The 18,188-nt window shown below is 72.5% G+C and carries 19 protein-coding genes; 9 read left to right on the top strand and 10 right to left on the bottom strand.

What is annotated here, in order from left to right:
- The first annotated feature begins 4 nt into the window (after positions 1 to 4).
- Positions 5 to 1,786 (top strand): VanW family protein, encoded by a 1,782-nt coding sequence (locus C7S10_RS18710; RefSeq protein WP_108345981.1) that lies wholly within the window; start codon positions 5 to 7, stop codon positions 1,784 to 1,786.
- Positions 1,787 to 1,877: 91 nt separating this feature from the next.
- On the opposite strand, the gene aspS is transcribed toward C7S10_RS18710, so the two are convergent.
- Positions 1,878 to 3,185 (bottom strand): aspartate--tRNA(Asn) ligase, encoded by a 1,308-nt coding sequence (gene aspS / locus C7S10_RS18715; protein WP_108345982.1) that lies wholly within the window; start codon positions 3,183 to 3,185, stop codon positions 1,878 to 1,880.
- Between the two features lie 244 nt (positions 3,186 to 3,429).
- Here aspS and C7S10_RS18720 point away from each other — a divergent pair, with 244 nt between their 5' ends.
- From C7S10_RS18720 to C7S10_RS18730, 3 genes are read left to right on the top strand one after another with little or no spacing between them, the layout of a single operon-like run.
- Entirely contained in the window at positions 3,430 to 4,383 is a 954-nt protein-coding gene (locus C7S10_RS18720) for a DUF389 domain-containing protein (RefSeq protein WP_108345983.1), read from the top strand.
- Positions 4,384 to 4,431: 48 nt separating this feature from the next.
- The gene (locus tag C7S10_RS18725) at positions 4,432 to 4,785 is read left to right on the top strand and encodes a hypothetical protein (RefSeq protein WP_133176556.1); all 354 of its coding nucleotides are present in this window, start codon (positions 4,432 to 4,434) and stop codon (positions 4,783 to 4,785) included.
- A 10-nt stretch (positions 4,786 to 4,795) separates the two neighbouring features.
- Positions 4,796 to 5,371: a hypothetical protein gene (locus C7S10_RS18730; RefSeq protein WP_108345985.1), complete on the top strand. Its 576-nt coding sequence runs from the start codon at positions 4,796 to 4,798 to the stop codon at positions 5,369 to 5,371.
- Positions 5,372 to 5,374: 3 nt separating this feature from the next.
- On the opposite strand, the gene C7S10_RS18735 is transcribed toward C7S10_RS18730, so the two are convergent.
- On the bottom strand, positions 5,375 to 6,292 hold the full coding sequence (locus C7S10_RS18735) for a GNAT family N-acetyltransferase (RefSeq protein ID WP_108345986.1): 918 nt from the start codon (positions 6,290 to 6,292) through the stop codon (positions 5,375 to 5,377).
- A 55-nt stretch (positions 6,293 to 6,347) separates the two neighbouring features.
- Here C7S10_RS18735 and fdxA point away from each other — a divergent pair, with 55 nt between their 5' ends.
- Positions 6,348 to 6,674: a ferredoxin gene (gene fdxA / locus C7S10_RS18740; protein WP_108345987.1), complete on the top strand. Its 327-nt coding sequence runs from the start codon at positions 6,348 to 6,350 to the stop codon at positions 6,672 to 6,674.
- Positions 6,671 to 7,777: a succinyldiaminopimelate transaminase gene (dapC, locus tag C7S10_RS18745; protein WP_108345988.1), complete on the top strand. Its 1,107-nt coding sequence runs from the start codon at positions 6,671 to 6,673 to the stop codon at positions 7,775 to 7,777. The genes fdxA and dapC overlap by 4 nt, the downstream gene beginning before the upstream one ends.
- Positions 7,778 to 7,810: 33 nt before the next feature.
- On the opposite strand, the gene C7S10_RS18750 is transcribed toward dapC, so the two are convergent.
- From C7S10_RS18750 to dapD, 4 genes are all read right to left on the bottom strand, one after another.
- Positions 7,811 to 8,125 carry a hypothetical protein gene (locus C7S10_RS18750; RefSeq protein ID WP_108345989.1) on the bottom strand — a complete coding sequence of 105 codons (315 nt, stop codon included), beginning with the start codon at positions 8,123 to 8,125 and terminating at the stop codon, positions 7,811 to 7,813.
- Between the two features lie 149 nt (positions 8,126 to 8,274).
- Positions 8,275 to 8,640 (bottom strand): hypothetical protein, encoded by a 366-nt coding sequence (locus tag C7S10_RS18755; RefSeq protein ID WP_108345990.1) that lies wholly within the window; start codon positions 8,638 to 8,640, stop codon positions 8,275 to 8,277.
- A gap of 86 nt (positions 8,641 to 8,726) precedes the next feature.
- Positions 8,727 to 9,734 (bottom strand): VldE C-terminal domain-containing protein, encoded by a 1,008-nt coding sequence (locus C7S10_RS23090; RefSeq protein WP_423802724.1) that lies wholly within the window; start codon positions 9,732 to 9,734, stop codon positions 8,727 to 8,729.
- A gap of 7 nt (positions 9,735 to 9,741) precedes the next feature.
- The gene (dapD, locus tag C7S10_RS18765; RefSeq protein ID WP_108345991.1) at positions 9,742 to 10,680 is read right to left on the bottom strand and encodes a 2,3,4,5-tetrahydropyridine-2,6-dicarboxylate N-succinyltransferase; all 939 of its coding nucleotides are present in this window, start codon (positions 10,678 to 10,680) and stop codon (positions 9,742 to 9,744) included.
- A gap of 215 nt (positions 10,681 to 10,895) precedes the next feature.
- On the opposite strand from dapD, the gene C7S10_RS18770 reads away from it, so the two are divergent.
- The 3 genes from C7S10_RS18770 to C7S10_RS18780 are packed head-to-tail and all read left to right on the top strand — an operon-like array spanning position 10,896 to position 15,487.
- Positions 10,896 to 12,890, top strand: coding sequence for a hypothetical protein (locus C7S10_RS18770; RefSeq protein WP_108345992.1), 1,995 nt, complete (start codon positions 10,896 to 10,898; stop codon positions 12,888 to 12,890).
- Positions 12,887 to 14,188, top strand: coding sequence for a hypothetical protein (locus C7S10_RS18775; protein ID WP_108345993.1), 1,302 nt, complete (start codon positions 12,887 to 12,889; stop codon positions 14,186 to 14,188). Before C7S10_RS18770 ends, C7S10_RS18775 begins: the two co-directional genes overlap by 4 nt.
- Positions 14,189 to 14,233: 45 nt before the next feature.
- Entirely contained in the window at positions 14,234 to 15,487 is a 1,254-nt protein-coding gene (locus C7S10_RS18780) for a YeeE/YedE family protein (RefSeq protein WP_108345994.1), read from the top strand.
- 37 nt (positions 15,488 to 15,524) lie between these two features.
- Here C7S10_RS18780 and C7S10_RS18785 read toward each other — a convergent pair whose 3' ends face one another.
- The 4 genes from C7S10_RS18785 to C7S10_RS18800 are packed head-to-tail and all read right to left on the bottom strand — an operon-like array spanning position 15,525 to position 17,717.
- Positions 15,525 to 16,505 carry a hypothetical protein gene (locus C7S10_RS18785; protein ID WP_108345995.1) on the bottom strand — a complete coding sequence of 327 codons (981 nt, stop codon included), beginning with the start codon at positions 16,503 to 16,505 and terminating at the stop codon, positions 15,525 to 15,527.
- Positions 16,502 to 17,050, bottom strand: a complete 549-nt coding sequence (locus tag C7S10_RS18790; protein ID WP_108345996.1) for a DinB family protein — start codon at positions 17,048 to 17,050, stop codon at positions 16,502 to 16,504. Before C7S10_RS18790 ends, C7S10_RS18785 begins: the two co-directional genes overlap by 4 nt.
- 59 nt (positions 17,051 to 17,109) lie before the next feature.
- A complete protein-coding gene (locus C7S10_RS18795) occupies positions 17,110 to 17,304 on the bottom strand; it encodes a helix-turn-helix transcriptional regulator (protein WP_108345997.1) in 195 nt (64 codons plus the stop codon).
- Positions 17,304 to 17,717 (bottom strand): hypothetical protein, encoded by a 414-nt coding sequence (locus tag C7S10_RS18800; protein ID WP_108345998.1) that lies wholly within the window; start codon positions 17,715 to 17,717, stop codon positions 17,304 to 17,306. Before C7S10_RS18800 ends, C7S10_RS18795 begins: the two co-directional genes overlap by 1 nt.
- Positions 17,718 to 18,188: the final 471 nt, after the last annotated feature.

Below are 18,188 nucleotides of genomic sequence, written 5' to 3' on the forward strand. Positions count from 1 at the left end.
CCTCGTGTCGATCCTCCCGCGCACCGATGACCAGGCCGACGGCGCCGACCACCAGCCCGCCGAGAGGTCGGGCGGGCGCACCGTCCTGTGGTTGCTGCTCGCGCTGGTGGTGCTGGGTGGCGGAGCGTACGTCGCGGCGCACTACGCGGCCGCCGACAAGGTCCCGCGGGGCACCACCGTCTCCGGCGTCGCCATCGGCGGCCACCCGCAGGCCGAGGCCGCCGAGCGTCTCCGCGCGGGCCTCGCCGAGCGGGTCTCCGGGCCGATCGAGGTGACCATCGAGGGCGAGCCGGTCAGCGTCGACCCGAGCACCGCGGGCATCGCCGTCGACTACGACGCGTCCGTGGCCGAGGCAGGCGGCGAGCGCAGCTGGGACCCGGTGCGGCTGTGGAACTACTTCACCGGCGGCGAGGACCTCCAGGCCGAGGTCAGCGTCGACGAGACCGCGTTCACCCAGGCGCTGGCCGGCCTCGACGAGCAGCACGGCACCGCCCCGCGCGAGGGCGCCCTCGGCTTCGACGCCGGCTCGATCACCACGGTGAGGCCGCGCATCGGCCAGGCCCTCGACCCGGCGTCGACCCGCGACGCGCTGGTCGCCGCCTACCTCGCCGAGGACGCCGAGGTGCCGGACCTCGCCCTCGTGCAGGAGCAGCCGGACATCGACGAGGCGGACGTCGCCGCGGCCCGCGACTCCTTCGCCAACCCCGCGGTGTCGGGGCCGGTGACCCTGAGCTTCGACGAGTCCTCGGTCAAGCTCTACCCCAAGGACTTCACCGCGGCCCTGAGCCTCGCGCCGGTCGACGGCGCCCTCGAGCCGCAGCTCGACGCGGACAAGCTCGCCGAGGTCGTCTCGGCCAACGTGGTCGCCGACGGCGCCCCGGTCGACGCGACGGTGGCCCTCGTCGGTGGCACCCCGAAGGTGATCCCCGCGAAGCCGGGCGTGACCTACGACCAGTCGCAGATCGACGCCGGCTTCCTCGCCCTCGTCGCGGCGCCCGACGGCTCGCGCTCGCTGACCGTCGACGCCAAGGTGGCCAAGCCCGACTTCACCACCAAGGACGCCCGGGCGCTCAAGATCAAGGAGCGGGTCTCCACCTTCACGACCTACTACCCCTACGCGGAGTACCGCAACATCAACATCGGCCGCGCCGCCGAGCTGGTCAACGGCACCGTGCTCAAGCCGGGGGAGACCTTCAGCCTCAACGACACGGTGGGCGAGCGCACGCGCGAGAACGGCTTCACCGAGGGCTACATCATCCAGGACGGCATCCTCGTCACCGACCTCGGCGGCGGCGTCTCGCAGATGGCGACGACGACCTTCAACGCGATGTTCTTCGCGGGCCTCGAGGACGTCGAGCACAAGCCCCACTCGTTCTACATCGACCGCTACCCGATCGGGCGCGAGGCGACGGTGGCGTGGGGCGCGGTGGACCTGAGGTTCAGGAACGACACGCCGTACGGCGTCCTGATCAGCGCCAGCGTCACCCCGGCCACCTCCGCCTCCAGCGGCGTCGTCACGGTCTCGATGTACTCCACCAAGTGGTGGGACATCACCACCTCGGAGTCGGAGCGCTACAACATCACCGAGGCGAAGGTCCGCAGGGTCGACACCCTCCAGTGCCACGCCAACACCGGCTACGGCGGCTTCGACATCGACGTCAAGCGCAACTTCTCACCGGTCGGGGCGAACACCGAGACCCGTCCGCAGGAGAACTTCCACACGACGTACACCCCCTCCGACACGGTGATCTGCACCAACCCCGACGCCGAGGACAACGTCGGCTGACGAGGTCCCGCCGGGTATCCATGGGAGAAACCGGGGTCGTCGAGGGCGCCAGACCCGAGATCTCCCATGGATATCGAGAAACGCGGGCGCGCTACGGCGTCAGGCGGTGCAGGTCGCGCGGGAACAGCGTGACCTCGCGGATGTTGGCCGCCTCGACGAGCCGGGCCACCCACCGCTCGAGCCCGATCGCGAAGCCGCCGTGCGGGGGCATGCCGTGGCGGAACGCCTGGAGGTACGCCGCGTAGTCGGCCGGGTCCTCGCCGCGCGCGCGGATCGCGGCGTCGTAGTCGCTCGGCCGGTGCAGCCGCTGGCCGCCCGTGACGAGCTCGAGGCCGCGGAAGAGCAGGTCGAAGCTGTTCGACCACTCGCCGTCGGCGGTCGAGGTGCGAGCGGAGCGAGCCTCGAGACCACGACCTGTCCACGGGTGCGTGTAGAACGGCCGCTTCGCCATCGGGTAGCCCTCGACGGCGAGGAAGTCCGACCCGTGGGTCTCGAGCGCCCACGCCCCGAGCGCGCGCTCGTGCTCGGGGGCGAGGTCGGGCTCGTCGGCCGGTGCTCCGACGAGCGCCAGCGCGTCGGCGAAGTGGATCACCGGGATCTCCTCGGGCACCACCGGGATCGTGGCCCCGAGGCGGGCCACGGCCGGCGCGGCGTGTTCGTGGACGGCGGAGAGCATCCCGGCGAGGACGTCGCGCAGCACGGCGAGCACGTCGCGGTGGTCGCGGACGAAGCCGAGCTCGACGTCGAGCGAGCGATACTCCGCCAGGTGCCGCACGGTGTCGTGCGGCTCGGCGCGGAAGACCGGGCCGACCTCGTAGACCCGCTCGAGGACGCCGACCATCTGTTGCTTGTAGAACTGGGGGCTCTGGGCGAGGTAGGCCGGCCGGCCGAAGTAGTCGACCTCGAAGACGGACGATCCCGACTCGGTGGCCGACTCGACGAACGTGGGCGTGGCGATCTCGGTGAAGCCCGACCCGTCCAGGGTGGCGCGGAAGCCGCGCAGCGACGCCGCGGCCAGCTCCCAGGTCGCGCGCTGCGCCGGGTGACGCCACAGCACGGGGGCGTGGTCGAGCAGCGTCGGCAGCGACACGTCGAGGGTGGGTCGCCACAACTCCGCGGGGGGAGTGGCGGCGGGCTCGGTCAGCGCCTCGATCGTCGCGTCGACCACCTCGACGCCGCCCGGCGCCTGCGGGTTGGCGATCGCCGTACCCACGACACGAATCGTGGTCTCCTCCGGCGGCACGGGCGTGCCAGCCGGGAGCACGACCTGCGCGAGCCCGCTGCGGTCGCGGACGACGAGGAAGGTGACACGAGCGAGCTCGCGTCGCCGGTGCACCCACCCCTCGAGCGAGACGGGACCCGTGGCCAGGGACAGGTCGGAACAGAGCGTGCGTTGCATGACTACCTCCAGGTGGCGTGGGCCCTGGAGGTGTGGGCGGGGGCAAGGTCGCGGTGCCACCACACCTTCGCCGGGCAGACTCGCCCGGCCTCTCGTCGGTGACGCCGGACGCGCGGGGCGCCGCTGCTCTGGGCTCGGCGGTGAGGCCGGACCAGGGAGGTTGTCATGCTCCGCGGTGCTCGGGACCAGCGTAGGCGCGGGTGGCCCCGCAGCGACAACTGTTTCCGCTGTCACACTGACCGCCATGCTCGTCCACCTGCGACTCAACGTGCCGTCCGACCTGAGTGACGAGGTGACCGCGCTCCTGGTCGACCACGACTGCGCCACCAACGTGACCCGCCAGCGTTCGGTGTCGCTCGTCCCGGCCGGCGACCTCGTCGAGTGCGACGTCGCGCGCGAGATGGCCGGCGAGGTCATCGGCCGGCTCAAGGAGACCGGTCTGGGCGAGACCGGCGGGATCCTCGTGTCCACGCCCACCGCCTGGCCGTTCGCGTCGGCACGCCGGTTGGAGGAGGCGGCACCGGGAGACCCCGAGGACGCGGTCATCTGGGACAGCGTCATCGACCAGGCGTACGCCGCGTCGCGTCCGACGGTCAGCTTCTACATCTTCCTCGCCCTGGCCACCCTCCTCGCCGCCATCGCCGTCATCACCGACTCCGCGGTCCTGGTCATCGGGGCGATGGTGGTGGGGCCGGAGTTCGGCACCGTCGCCGCGGTCGCCACCGGCGTGGTCTTCGGGCGCTGGCGCCTGTCGCTGCGGGCGCTGCGCCTGCTGGTGGTCGGCTTCGCCGCGTGCATCCTGGTGGTCGCACTGCTGGCGCTCGTGGCCGACCTGACCGGGCTGGTGACCTCGGAGATGGTGTCGCGTCCCCGCCCGCAGACCGGCTTCATCTGGCACCCCGACCGCTGGTCGTTCATCGTCGCCCTGATCGCCGGCGCCGCGGGCGTGCTCGCCCTGTCGACGAGCAAGGCCAACGCGATGGTGGGCGTCTTCATCTCGGTGACGACCGTCCCCGCGGCCGGCAACCTCGCCCTCGCCCTCGGCACCTGGACGCCGTCGGAGATCTCGGGCTCGCTGGCCCAGCTGGGCGTCAACCTGGCCGGGATGATCGTGGCCGGGACCGTCGTGCTCGTGCTCCAGCGGCTCCTGTGGAGCCGGGTCATGGCGGCGTCGGAGCGCCTCCTCACCCAGCGCTGATGTCAACCAACGGTTGACATGGCCCACCGCGTCGCCGAGGCTGGTCGCATGCCAGGACCCGTGCCCCACCTGCTGGTGGCCGTTGCCCTCACCGTCGCGATCGCCCTGATCTCCGGGGGGCGCTGGCCGCACTACGTGATGGGGGCCGGCTTCACCCTCGCCCTGTTCGTGATGCTGCTCGCCAGCACCCACGGGCAGGAGGGGGCGACGGTGGGCTGGCCCGCGTGGACGACCTTCGCGTCGGCCTCGGTCGTCACCCTCCTCCTCGGCTCCCTGCTCCTGTGGATCGGGGACCGCGACAACGGCGCCTGGTGGGGAGCGGCCGCCATCATGGCTGCGGCCGTCTCGTGGCCGGTGACGCACCTGTCCCGCTCGCGCGACGCCGGTCCCGAGGCCGGGTGAGCGAGGCCGGGTGAGCGACGACGGGCTCCCCGAGGTCGCGACGGCACACCGGGCGCTCGCGACGGCGCGTGCCGACCTCCAGGCGGCGGTCGACAGGGCTCGTTCCCGCGGCACCTCGTGGGCCGCCATCGGCGCCACCCTCGACATGACCAGGCAGGCCGCCTTCAAGCGCTTCGGCCGGCCCCGCGATCCACGCACAGGAGACACCATGACCCCGACCGACCTCACCACGCTGCCCGCCCTGACCGAGCGCGCCTTCGCCCTGCTCGACGCCGGCGACCACGTCGCGCTCCGGGGGCTGATGACCGAGCAGACGGCCGAGGCCCTGACCCCCGACCTCCTGCTCGACACCTGGTCCCAGGTCGTGGCCGAGTCGGGCAACCTCGCGCGGTGCCGGGACACCGGGCTCGAGTCCTTCGAGGGTGCCGTGCTCGACCCGTCCGAGCCCTCCCTGGGTGGCGCCGTCGGTCACACCACGATCGAGTGCGAGGTCGGGGAGTGGTGGGGCCGGGTCGCCTTCGACCCCGACCAGCGGATCATCGGCCTGCTCGTCGTGCCGGTCGACACGACCGACCTCCCGTTCTGAGGATCACGCCGGCGCGAGGTAGCGGTTGGTGTGGTGCGTGGCGAACCCGAGCCGGGCGTACGTCGCCAGGCCGGCCTCGTTCCCCGTCTCGACGTGCAGCCACGCGGTCGACGCTCCGAGCGAGGCGCCCCAGTCGAGCAGGTCCGCGACGACCGCGGTGCCGAGGCCCTGTCGCCGGCGCGCGGGGTCGACGACCAGGTGGTGCAGCCCGAGCCAGTCGCCGTCCAGGAAGGCCTCCCCACGGGCCGACCCGTCGGTGGTCTCCACCACGCAGGCCGTGTCCGACTCGGTGAGCACCAGGTCGTCCGCCCCGCGGCCCGCGGCCCGGAGCGCGCGGGACACCGGCGCGACCTGGAAGTGCGCGTCGCCCCCGGGGACCGGACGCCAGTCGAGCGTGGTCCTGAACCAGCGCTCGTAGCTGGAGGCGGCCTTCACCTGCACCATCGGCGTCTGGCCGCGGTCCTCGTAGAACCGCAGCACCGTGTTGGTCGCCAGCGTCAGCGGGACCCCGGCGTCGCCCATCGCCAGCGCCGAGTTGGCCCGCTTGCGCGGTCGGTCGCCCGGGCGCGCCGGGCAGCTGCGCAGCACCCAGTCGCCGAGGTCGACGCGTTCCATCCCCTCGAAGACGCCGAGACCGTGGCCCTCGGCCTCGCGTGCCGACACCCGGTCGCGCACGGAGGCGCGAGGCGGCACGGGCTTGCCGGTGACCACGTCGGCCACCCTGATCGCCACCGGACCGGCGCCGTCGCGGTCGACCACCAGATTGTCCGCCCCCCACGACAGGCAGGTGCCGAGCACGTCGGTGGCGCGGCCGTCGGGCAGGAGGTGGCGCACCACGATCCGCTGGCCGACGACGTGCGGACCGAGCCGGTGCTGCTGCGTCGGGCTGCCCACGGAGTGGGGTTCCGGCGCGTCCGACATGCAAGGGATACTAAGGTTGATCGAGCCAGCGTCCCTGCCCCAGTAGGAGGATTCGGTGACCTACGTCATCGCCCAGCCGTGCGTCGACCTCAAGGACCGCGCGTGCGTCGACGAGTGCCCCGTCGACTGCATCTACGAGGGCAAGCGCATGCTCTACATCCACCCCGACGAGTGCGTCGACTGCGGCGCCTGCGAGCCGGTCTGCCCGGTCGAGGCGATCTTCTACGAGGACGACACGCCGGAGGAGTGGAAGGAGTACTACACCGCCAACGTGGGCTTCTTCGACGATCTCGGCTCGCCCGGTGGCGCCGCCAAGATGGGTGAGATCGACAAGGACCACCCCTTGGTCGCCGCGCTCCCGCCCCAAGAGCACGACGAGTGACCGGCCGGGTCTCGACCCGGCTCCCGGACTTTCCCTGGGACAAGCTGACGACGTACGCCGCCACGGCGCGCGCGCACGCTGACGGGATCGTCGACCTCTCGGTCGGCACCCCCGTCGACCCGACCCCGGCGGTCGTCCAGGAGGCACTGCGCGCGGCCGCAGACTCGCCCGGCTACCCGATCACCATCGGCCTGCCGGAGACGAGGCAGGCCGCGATCGACTGGCTGTCGCGGCGCTTCGGCGTGGTCGACCTCGGACTCGACGCGGTGCTGCCGGTGATCGGCTCCAAGGAGCTGATCGGCTCGATGGCGGTCCACCTCGGCATCGGCCCCGGCGACCTGATCGGCTACCCCGAGCTGGCCTACCCGACCTACGAGGTCGGTGCCGCCCTCGCGGGTGCGCGGGCGATGGCGACCGACTCGCTGACCGCCTTCGGACCCGAGACCCCGCGGCTGCTGTGGCTCAACTCGCCGTCCAACCCGACCGGTCGCGTGCTGCCGCCCTCCCACCTGCGCAAGGTCGTCGAGTGGTGTCGTGAGCGCGGCACGATCCTGGTCTCCGACGAGTGCTACCTCGAGTGCGCGTGGGACGTGGAGCCGGTCAGCGTGCTCCACCCCGACGTCTGCGGCGACTCCCACGACGGCATCCTCAGCGTCCACTCCCTGTCGAAGCGCTCCAACCTCGCGGGCTACCGCTGTGCGTTCGTCGCCGGCGACCCGACCCTGGTCGGCGAGCTCCTCGCCGTACGCAAGAACCTCGGCCTGCAGATGCCCGGCCCCCAGCAGCGCGCGATGATCGCCGCCCTCGAGGACGACGACCACGTCGCCGCCCAGCACGCGGCGTACGCCGCACGGCGGGCGAAGCTGCGCACCGCACTGGAGGCGGTCGGGTTCACCATCGACCACTCCGAGGCATCGCTCTACCTCTGGGCGAGCCGCGGGGACGACTGCTGGACGACGGTCGGCGCCCTGGCCGACCTCGGCATCCTGGTCGCCCCCGGCGACTTCTACGGCCCGGCCGGTGCCCGGCACGTGCGGGTCGCCTTCACGGCGACCGACGAGCGGATCGACGCCGCCGTCAGCCGGCTCTCGACCGCTGGCTGAGCAGCGAGGGACGAGCGGGGTCGAACCGATGGCCTAGCGGTCCGCGGCGGCCGCGGGCATCGGGTGTGCCTCGCGCTCGGCCATCGGGTCGGGCTCGTGGTGCGCCTCGACCTGGGGCGTGCCGTCGAAGGCGGCGGCGTTGCGCACCCGCACGGCGTCGATGCTGCTCATCCGGATGATGGAGAGCGCGTCGTCGGTGCCGTGCAGGACGATGCCGTGGCCGTCCATCGCGTTGACCTGGCCGGAGATCCACTGGCCGGCCAGCAGGACGTCCACCGCCACGTCGGCGTCCTTCGCGCGCCGCAGCGCCGTGCCGATGGTGTAGATGGTCGAGCTGATCTGTGCCATGTGTGCGGGTCCCCCGTGCGTGTGCGCGCCCGACAGGACCGTCGGGCTCACCTCCACCCTAGGCGAGGCATCGGATCGGGTCCGGCGCCGATCGGCCGGAAATCGGTGGCCCCATCGGGTGGTGCGCGTCGACCGATCCGCGGATCGGCTCAGCCGGCGAAGCCGTGCCGGTGCACGAGCCCGGTCTCGAGGGAGCCGCGGGGACGCACCACGTGGAGGTCGTCGACCCGGTCGGCGGGCGCCGCCGGCATCACGTGCGCGTCGTCGGCGGAACCGGGCTCGGCCGGCTCGTCGCCACGGAAGCGGCCGGCCTGCCGCACGAGCACCGCGTCCACCTTCTCGACGCGCAGCATCGCGATCCCGCCGTCGTCGCACTGGAGCACGACGCCGTGCCCGTCCACCGCGCTGACGAGGCCGTGGATCCACTGACCGTCGACCAGCACGTCGACGGACACGTCGGCGTCGTGGGCACGGGTGAGGGCGGTCCCGATGGTGTAGATCGTCGAGCTCAGCATGCGCCGAGGCTAGGTCGGCGCGCGGTGGACGACCGCGACCGCGGCAGGTGGATTACCCCATTGGGGGGAGGGGGCCGGTCAGAGGTCTAGTCAGACACGTCGACGTGCACGTGGTCGCGGTGCTCGAGGATCTTCTGGTCCCCCCGTGAGGAGGACGGCACGTCGTAGTCGGTCCAGCCGTCGCCGGAGCGCGAGCCCGCGTGCCAGATGCGGTCGTCGAAGATCAGCGTGTTGATGGACAGGCGGTCGGCCTGCGCCATCAGGTACGACGCGATCGCCCAGCCGCGCTTCTTGTTCTCGGGGCTGATGGGCCGCACGAAGATGTCGATCGCGCGACCCTCGTAGTGCGCCGAGCCCTCCATGTGACCCGTGGTCACGCCGCCCGGCTCGAAGCCACCGAGCGAGAGCGTGCCGAAGACCGACTCGACCTCGGCGCGCACGGTCGCCGCCCGCCTCACCAGTCCCGACCCGTCGAGACGGTCGCTGGCCTCGTCGGCGTCGCCCGGCGTCTCGCACCAGAAGGCGCGCGGGCTGTTGCCGGTGAGGGCGGAGGCCAGCGCCCGGGCGTCGGCCTCGTGGTCGGCGTACGCGTCGGGGAAGGCGGAGCGCTGGACGGCCTGGGCCGCCTCGGTGATCTCCATCGACTCGTAGCCGTCGATCTTCACGAGCGCGTCGTAGAACGTGTGGGTCGAGTAGACCGGGTCGAGGATCTGCTCGATCGTGCCCCACCCCTGTGAGGGGCGCTGCTGGAAGAGGCCGATGGAGTCGCGGTCGCCGTGCTCGATGTTGAGCAGCTTGGACTCCTGGTAGGCCGTCGCGAGCGCGATGCTCGCGGCGCGGGCCGGCAGCCCGCGCTGGACGGAGATGCCGGTGATCAGCGCGGCGTTCTCCGCCTGCTCCTGCGTGACCTCCACCCGGTGCCCGTCGACGAGCGCCGTGCACCCGCTGGGGCGGACCAGCGGCCCCACGCCCCGGTCGACCAGCACCCCGACCCCGACGAACACGAGCACGCCGACGAGGCCGGCGACGACGAGCTTGCCGAGGCCGGTCAGGCGGGCCGGCCCCGGCCGAGCCGCTCGGACCTGTCTGCCCACGGGGGCGTCAGTCGTTGGCGTGGAGCGCGGCGTTGAGCGCGATGCCCTCGCCGTTCCACGGCACGGCCTCGATGGCGCCGCTGACCGAGTTGCGGCGGAACAGCACGTTGTCGGCACCCGACAAGGTGGCGGCCTTGACGACCTGCGGCTTGCCCTCGATGTCGCGGATCGTCACCTTCGTCCCGGCGGTGACGTAGCAGCCCGCCTCGACCACGCAGTCGTCGCCGAGCGAGATCCCGATGCCGGCGTTGGCGCCGAGGAGGCAGCGCTCACCGACGGAGATGGTCTCCTTGCCGCCGCCCGACAGGGTGCCCATGATCGAGGCGCCCCCACCCACGTCGGAGCCGTCGCCGACGAGCACGCCGGCGGAGATGCGGCCCTCGACCATGGACGCGCCGAGGGTGCCGGCGTTGAAGTTGACGAAGCCCTCGTGCATCACGGTGGTGCCCTCGGCGAGGTGCGCGCCGAGCCGCACCCGGTCGGCATCGGCGATGCGGACGCCGGTGGGCAGGACGTAGTCGACGAGCCGGGGGAACTTGTCCACGCCGAAGACGGTCACGTGCTGACCGGCTCCCATCAGCCGGGCACGGGTCTCCTCGAAGCCCGCCACGGCGCACGGCCCGGCGCTCGTCCACACGACGTTGGCGAGCAGCCCGAAGATCCCCTCCAGCGAGAGCGAGTGCGGCCTCACGAGCCGTGTGGAGAGCAGGTGCAGCCGCAGCCACACGTCGGCCGTGTCGGCCGGCGCTGCGTCCAGGTCGGCGATCTCGACCAGGCGCACCGAGCGGCGTACGCCGCGGAGCGGGTCCTCGCCCTCGAGCGCCGTCAGTGACGCGGGCGCCGCGTCGCCGTCGTGCTCACCGAGCGCGGGCGCGGGGAACCACACGTCGAGGACGCTGTCGGTGGCGTCGAGGGTCACCAGTCCGTGGCCGTAGGCAGAAGTCACGCTCCCAGCCTACGGAACCGGGCCCGACGGGCCGGGCGTCGGTGCCGCGAAGCGGTGGTCGGGAAAGCCTGTCACTTACTTCCGTAACTCGAGTGATTTAGTCTAGTTAGGCCGGGCGGACCACCCCCACCACGGAGTCGACGAGGACGGCTCCGGGTCCTGACCTGACAGCTTCCGCGGCCCACCGGGCCGCATCTCGGGAAGGTAGTAGCCACGTGCGCAAGCCATCACCCACACGATGGATCAACACCCTGACAGCCGGACGGAGCCGCCGTGTCGCGGCCGCCACCGGCGCGATCGTGCTCGTCGCCGGCGTCGGCGGCTGGAGTGCCGCCTCCGCCCAGGGGTCGGCCACGCCCGACCCCGGCCAGCCGGTCGACATCGCCGACGCGGCCATCGCGGCCCTCAACGGCATCATCCAGGGCGCCGGCAACAGCGAGGTCGTCGGCCAGACGTCCGAGGTCCTCGGCGCCGACGGGGCGACGTACTGGATCGCCAACCACATCGACACCGGGCTCGTGCCCACCACGGTGCTCCAGGACATCGGCCTGGGCGACCTGATCCCGCAGACGCCGATCGGCGGGTCCGACTCGGGCGGCACCGTGCCGGCCGACGGCACCAAGCGGGAGTACCTCGTGGTCTGGGCGGGCGACAACAACGTCCTGGACCGCACCGGCAAGCAGCTGACCGGGCTGCCGTCGGCGATCGGCCCGGACCTGATCGGGCAGAAGGAGCTCGTCGGCCCCGACTTCCTCGCGGTCGTCGACGCCACCAAGGGCTCGTCCTCCTACGGCAAGGTCGTCAACACCGCGACCGTCGGCCCGCTCGTCGAGAACGAGCCGCACCACATGCAGTACATCTGGCACAAGGGGCACAACATCTTCGCCGGCGGCCTCTTCACCGACGCCACCTACGTCATCGACACCTCGAAGCTGCCAGCCCTGAGCCTCAAGCACGTCAACCTGCCCACCGACACCCTGTGCGGCTCCGTGCCGGACGCCTACTGGGTGACCAAGGACGGGAGCGCCTACGGCACCTACATGGGTGGGCCAGACGTGCCCGGACCGTGCACCTACTCCGATGGCACCACGCGGATCGGCAACGGCTTCGCCGGGTCCCCGGGTGAGGTCGTGCGCCTCGACCCGAACGGCAAGACGGTCTACGAGGCCCCGGCGACGCCCAAGTCGGCGGAGACCACGCAGCGGTGCGACAACATCCCCGCGCTGCCGCAGCCGACGTGCGCCAACCCGCACGGCATCCAGGCGCGCGAGGACCTGCAGACGCTGATCACCAGCGACTACAACGAGCCGCGCAACATCATCCTCAACCCGGTGTCGGCGCCGTCGTCGTACCTGCGCCGCCCGACGGTGCGGACCTGGGACATCTCCGACCCCGACCGGCCGAAGCTGAAGGCCGTGTCGTTCCTGCCGGACGGCCCGCGCGTCGGCAAGGTCGCACACCAGGAGGAGCCGCGCGCCGCGATGGAGACCACGGTCACCAACCTGCCGCAGCACAAGGGCGCGTTCGCGGCGACCATGCAGGGCGGCGCGATCTACTACGCCCCCGACATCACCGCGAAGCAGCCGAAGTGGCGTGAGGTCTTAGACCTGACGACCTCGAACAAGATCGCCGACCCGTCGCGCAACCCGTACGGCGGCGGCTCGAACGGCGGCTGGATCCAGACGTCTCTCGACGACAAGTACCTCTACCACGCGGTCGTCGGACGGCAGGCGAGCGGGAGCGACAAGGGCTCGCCGCAGTACATCCTCAAGCTCGACATCCGCAAGCTGCTCAGGTCCGGCACCAGCCCGTCGTGCGACATCGACACCATCGAGGAGACGGTGCGCGGCGGTGCCGAGGCCGACTGCCCGGCCGTGGTCGACGTGCTGCCCGCTCCCGGTGGCCCGCACTGGGGGGCGCTCGACAACTTCGAGCTCTCCGACGACGGGTTCTACCGCGAGACCAAGGACGTCCGCCGGATCGCGTACTCGAACTACTTCGTGGCGCGCACCGGCCTCGACGGCGACCACCGGGTGTGCCTGGTGGACGTCAAGAAGGACGCCACGCTCCAGCTGGACAAGGGCTTCGAGGACGAGACCACCGGCGAGCCGTGCATCGACTTCGACCGCGAGGTCTGGCCGCACGGCGACTGGGGTCCGGCCAAGCCGCACTCCATGCTCTTCGTCGTCGCCGACGCGGACGTGAAGTGACCGGCACGACACCCACCCCCGGGCGGGACGGCCACGCGCCGTCCCGCCCGGCGGGGCACCCGCGCCGACGGCGGGCAGCGCTCGTCGTCGCGCTCGGCTCGGCGGCGGCGCTGATCGGCGTCGCCGCCCTGGCTGCCGGCCCGGACGGCCAGGCGGGCGCGCACCGCTCGCGCGACGACCTCCGCCTGGACTGGGAGGCCCGCTCCAGCGGCGTCCAGGTGCTCGGCGGCGACCGCGAGCCGGGCACACCCAGCGTCCAGCGCATCCGGCACGACGGCGTCTCCTTCACCGTCACCGTCGCCCCGGCCCGCCCGGGACCCAACCTCGTGCGCATCGACGCGGCGCGCATCCGCGACGGCGAGCTCGTCGCGCACGGCTCCCACCGCGGGAAGCGGGCGCACACGGCCTGGGTCGGCACCAACGCCGACTTCGAGGCGGGCGACCAGGTGCGGGCCGAGGCCCGACCCGGCGCCGACGGCCTCTGGGCCGTGGTCGACCTCCCGGCCGGCACCGCCACCGTGCTCGTCAGCCACGGCGCCCGGCACCGCGTCCCGTTCGCCGTCGACACCGGATCCGAGTCGGGTGGGACCGAGACGTGGACGGGACCCGACGGCCCCGAGTGCCTCACCGCGGCCACCTCGTCGGTGCTCGCCGGTGGCGCCCCACCCGCAGCCTGCCCGGCCGACGCACTCGACGACGCCGACGCCGCGGCACTCACCGCAACCGTCCGGGCGCTCGGCGAGCGGGGCGTCCGCGAGCTGGCCGTCCAGCGCGACGACTCCGCCCGCAGCCGCGCGGCGCACGACCTGGTGCGACGTGTCGCCGCGACGTACGACCTCCGGCTGGTGCCCGCCACCGCACCACCCGGACCGCGCAACGCCCTGCTCGTGCTCAGCGGGTGGCAGGACGCGGCCACCTCGCTCACGCGGGTGACCGCGCTGCCGCTGCGGCAGCAGCCGATCCGCTCCGACGGCACCTGGCTGGCACCGTGGCTGCTCTCGCCGGGGGTCGTCGACTCGACCGCCGGCGCCGTGCTGCCGCTCGACTTCGACATCCGGGACGCACGTGCCCAGGAGTTCAGCCAGACCCTGGCCGCGCTCTTCCCGGGCCAGTCGCCGACCTCGTCGGGGTACGTCGCGTGGCGCGCCGCCCGCGACCAGCAGCCCGACGACGTGCGGCTCTACGCCGCGTCCCGCGCCGCCTACATGCCGGCGGAGCCCGGCCACGGCAGCCACGGCTCCGAGGTCGCGTGGTTCCCGGGCGGCACCGTCACCGCGGTCGCTGCCCTGACCGGTTGACGCCGGTCCGCCCCGAAACAACACTCCCTCTCGAAAGGAACGTCCATGTCCCTCACCGACCGCACCAGCGATCACTCTCGCTCGCTCCGCGTGGCGCCCGCCGCCGGGGAGGCGCCACCACCGCAGGTCACGGTGGTCATCGTCGGCCTCGGCCTGGCCCTCCTCCTCGGCGGCACGATCTTCATCGGCAGCGGGCAGGTCCCTGGCCTGCTCTTCGTGATCGGGCTCGCCCTCGGGTTCGTGCTCTTCCACTCCCGGTTCGGGTTCACCTCGGCGTGGCGCCAGCTCGTCGCCGTACGCCAGGGGAGGGCGCTGCGGGCCCACATGCTGATGCTGGCCGCCGCCTGCATCCTGTTCGCGCCGATCCTGGCCAACCAGGTGTCGTTCAAGGACGTGCCCGTCGCTCCGACGCTCGCCCCGATCGGGTGGGGGCTGTTCGTCGGGGCCTTCCTCTTCGGTGTCGGGATGCAGCTCGGCGGCTCGTGCGCCTCCGGCACCCTGTTCGCCATCGGATCGGGCCAGTCGGCGATCCTGCTGACCTTGGTCGGCTTCGTCGGCGGCGCCACCCTCGGCGCCTACCACCTGCCGTGGTGGAACCAGCTGCCCGCGCACGACCCCGTCTCGCTCACGCAGTTCGGCGGCTATCCCGGGGCGCTCGCCATCTCGCTGGCCGTGATGGCGGCGATCACCGGTCTGACGTACGTCGTCGGCCGCCGCGGCACGGTCCCGCCTGTGGAGCAGCCGCCGGTCGCGACCGGGCCGGCCCGCGCCGTACGCGGATCGTGGCCGCTGTGGGTGGGCGCGCTCCTGCTCGCCGCGCTCAACGCGTTGACGCTGTTCGTCTCGGGCGGCGCCTGGGGCGTGACGTTCGCGTTCGCGCTCTGGGGCTCCAAGCTGCTCGACCTGGTCGGGGTGGACGTCCTGTCGTGGGGCTTCTGGCAGGACCCGGCCAACCTCGCGAAGTACGACGCCGGGTTCCTCGTCGAGAAGACGTCGGTGATGGACCTCGGCATCATCGTCGGCGCGCTCGTCGCCTCCGCCGCCGCCGGGCAGTGGATCCTGCACCGCCGGGTGCCGGGCCGGCTCGCTGCCGGTGCGGTCATCGGCGGCATCATGATGGGGTACGGCGCCCGGCTGGCCTTCGGCTGCAACATCGGCGCCTACTTCGGCGGGATCGCGTCGTTCTCGCTGCACGGCTGGCTGTGGGGCGTGATGGCGATCGTCGGGACGGTCGGCGGGCTCGCGCTGCGACCGCTCTTCGGCCTCACCAACCCCAAGCCGACCGACTCGGTCTGCTGACGTGACGGGGTGGCGCGTCTCCGGCGCGCCACCCGGCTCAGCGCACGACCGAGCCGGTGAAGACCGGCTTGCCGCGGCCGAGGAAGAAGATGCCGGGGAAGTTCTCGAAGCCCAGGCTCGGGTTGCGCCGCAGGACCGAGTCGGCGACCGAGAGCGTGCCGGTGCGGTCGTTGCTGACGAAGAACACTGCGCCGCCACCCTCCCGCGCCTTGTTGCCCACGACCCGCGTGCCGCTCAGGCGCACCTGGAAGGTGTTGCCGTCGGTGTAGATCGCGCCGCCGCTGCCACCCCCGGGCGTGCCGGACTTGGCGGGGTTGGCGCCACGACCGATCGCGCGGTTGCCGGTGAACGTGCTGTCGCGGATGTCCCAGGACACGCCGATCGAGGAGAGCGCCCCGCCGTTGCTGCACACACCGCCGGTGAACTCGCTGCCGCGGACCACCACCGGCCGGTCGCGGAACTGGTCGAGCACCCGCACCGCAGCGCCGCCCACATCGGGCCCGGTCGGCGTGCACCGGTTGTCGACGAAGGTGCTGCCGATGATCCTCAACCGGCCGCCCCGCACGGACACGGCGCCGCCGTTGCCCTCGGCGAGGTCGGGCGAGGACACGTAGCCGTCACGCAGCGTGAGGTCCTTGATGACCAGCCGCGGCGTCGCCTGGTCGTCGCAGTGGTCGGTCGTCCAGATCAGGTCCTCGTCACACGTGTCCTGCCAGAGGATGCGGCGCTCGCCGCCGCCGCTCAGCGTGACCAGCCCGCCGCCGTCGATGACCACCTTCGTGCTCGTGTTGAGCACCTCGGCGGTCTGCTGCATCACGATCGTCACGGGCGCCGGCCCGCAGTCGAAGCGGACCACGCCGCCCGCGCGCACGGCCCTGACGACCGCCGCCGACGTGCACCCGGCGGGGCTGCCGCTGCCGATGACCGTGACGCCGTCCGCGGCGCTCGCCGATGCGGGCGACGTCGGCGACACACCCGCCGCAGCCAGCAGCAGTACGGCGACGAGGGCCCGCCTCACTGGCCCGCGCGCCCGTCGACGCACTCGCGGATCAGGTCCGCGTGCCCGCAGTGGCGGGCGTACTCCTCGATCATGTGGACCACGATGTCGCGCACCTCGGTCGGCTCGCCGTGCACGTCGACGACCTTCTCGAGGCTGGTCCGGGCGAGCACCTCCCGGGCGTACGCGACCTCGCCGCGCCACAGCGACCAGGCCTCCTCGACCAACGCCTCGTCGGCCTCGCCGGGCCACGCGAAGCCGGCATCGAGGCCCTCGTCCTGGAACAGCCGGGGGAGGTCCATGTCCTCCTCGATCACCCGCCTGAACCAGCTCTGCTCGACGCGCGCCATGTGCCGCACCAGCCCGAGCAGGGACATCGCCGACGGCGGGACCGACCGCGTCGCGAGCTGCTCGGGCGTCAGGCCGTCGCACTTCAGCTCGAGCGTCGTGCGGTAGGCCTCGAGGTAGCCGACGAGCGTGTCCAGCTCGCCGCGCACGGGTCCGGCCTCAGCCCGGGGATCCTGGTCCTGGGGGAGCCACATGCCGTCGAATCCGGGGTTCGTCATGGGCGCCAGCCTTGCGGGTGGCGCGGGTCGGCGGCAACCTCGTTCCGGGTGCCGGGGCGTCAGTCCTCGGGCGTGAAGACCTCGTCGAGGGGCACGGCGAAGAGCCGGCCGATCCTGAAGGCGAGCGACAGCCGGGGGTCGAAATGGCCCTTCTCGATCGAGATGACGGTCTGGCGCGAGACCCCGAGCGCGCTGGCGCACTCGCCCTGCGAGAGCCCCGCCTGCTCGCGCAGCGCCTTCAGGTTGTTCTCCATCAGCCCTCCCGGCGGCGCAGGACGGCCAGCCGGATCGAGAGGTCGGCGAGCGCGAGGACGACGAAGACCAGCAGGGGGGCGCCGTCGGTGTCGAGGACCGAGGTCGCGAAGAGGGTCAGCCCCATCGCGGCCACCGTGTCGAAGAAGGCGGCGCTGCTCGCGCGCGTGAGCCACTGGCTCTCGACCGAGTCCTCGTGCTGCTCGGGGCTCGGCACGGTGCGGTCGAGCAGGAGGGCACCGAAGGCGAGCAGGAACGGGAACGTCAGGGCGGCGAAGACGGCGAAGGTGACGCCGTCCGGTGCGTCCGCGCGGACCCGGGCGGCGACGCCGCCGACGCCGAGCGCGAGCAGCAGGGCCGGACCGGCGGCCACCAGCCAGGGCTTGAGCGACGGCCGGGCGGTGGTGGTGTCCATGGGTCCTCCTGCGTTCGATTGTCAAAGTTCTTTGACAGCACGACTGTGGCGCAGCAGAGTCACCGGTGTCAAGTTTCTCTGACAGGTCGTGCGGCGGGCTGGCCCGGCCACGACCTTGCGCGACCGGTTCGTCGGACGCCAGCCGGGACGTCCGACGATCCGGTCGCCTGGGTGGCCACATCGTCGGACCTCCCGCGTTCTGTCCGACACCGTGGCGGCCGGCTCGCCGCGAGCAGGCAACTGATTGGCGCGGCGCCGAGCCCACGCCGTACGATCGCCGGACAGGCGTTCGAGCCGTCATCAGCGGCGAGCCTCGGGAAGAACGGGTACGGCGATCCGGCCGCGGCCCCACTAGAACCCGACGGGTCCGGCCCGACACAGCCGCAACGAGCGGGGATGCGCATATCCCAAGCGAGGTGGTACCGCGGTCAGCCGATCGTCCTCGTGGAGACACCCACGAGTCGAAGGATC

It is taken from the genome of Nocardioides currus, assembly GCF_003057875.1.
Taxonomy (GTDB): Bacteria; Actinomycetota; Actinomycetes; order Propionibacteriales; family Nocardioidaceae; genus Nocardioides; species Nocardioides currus.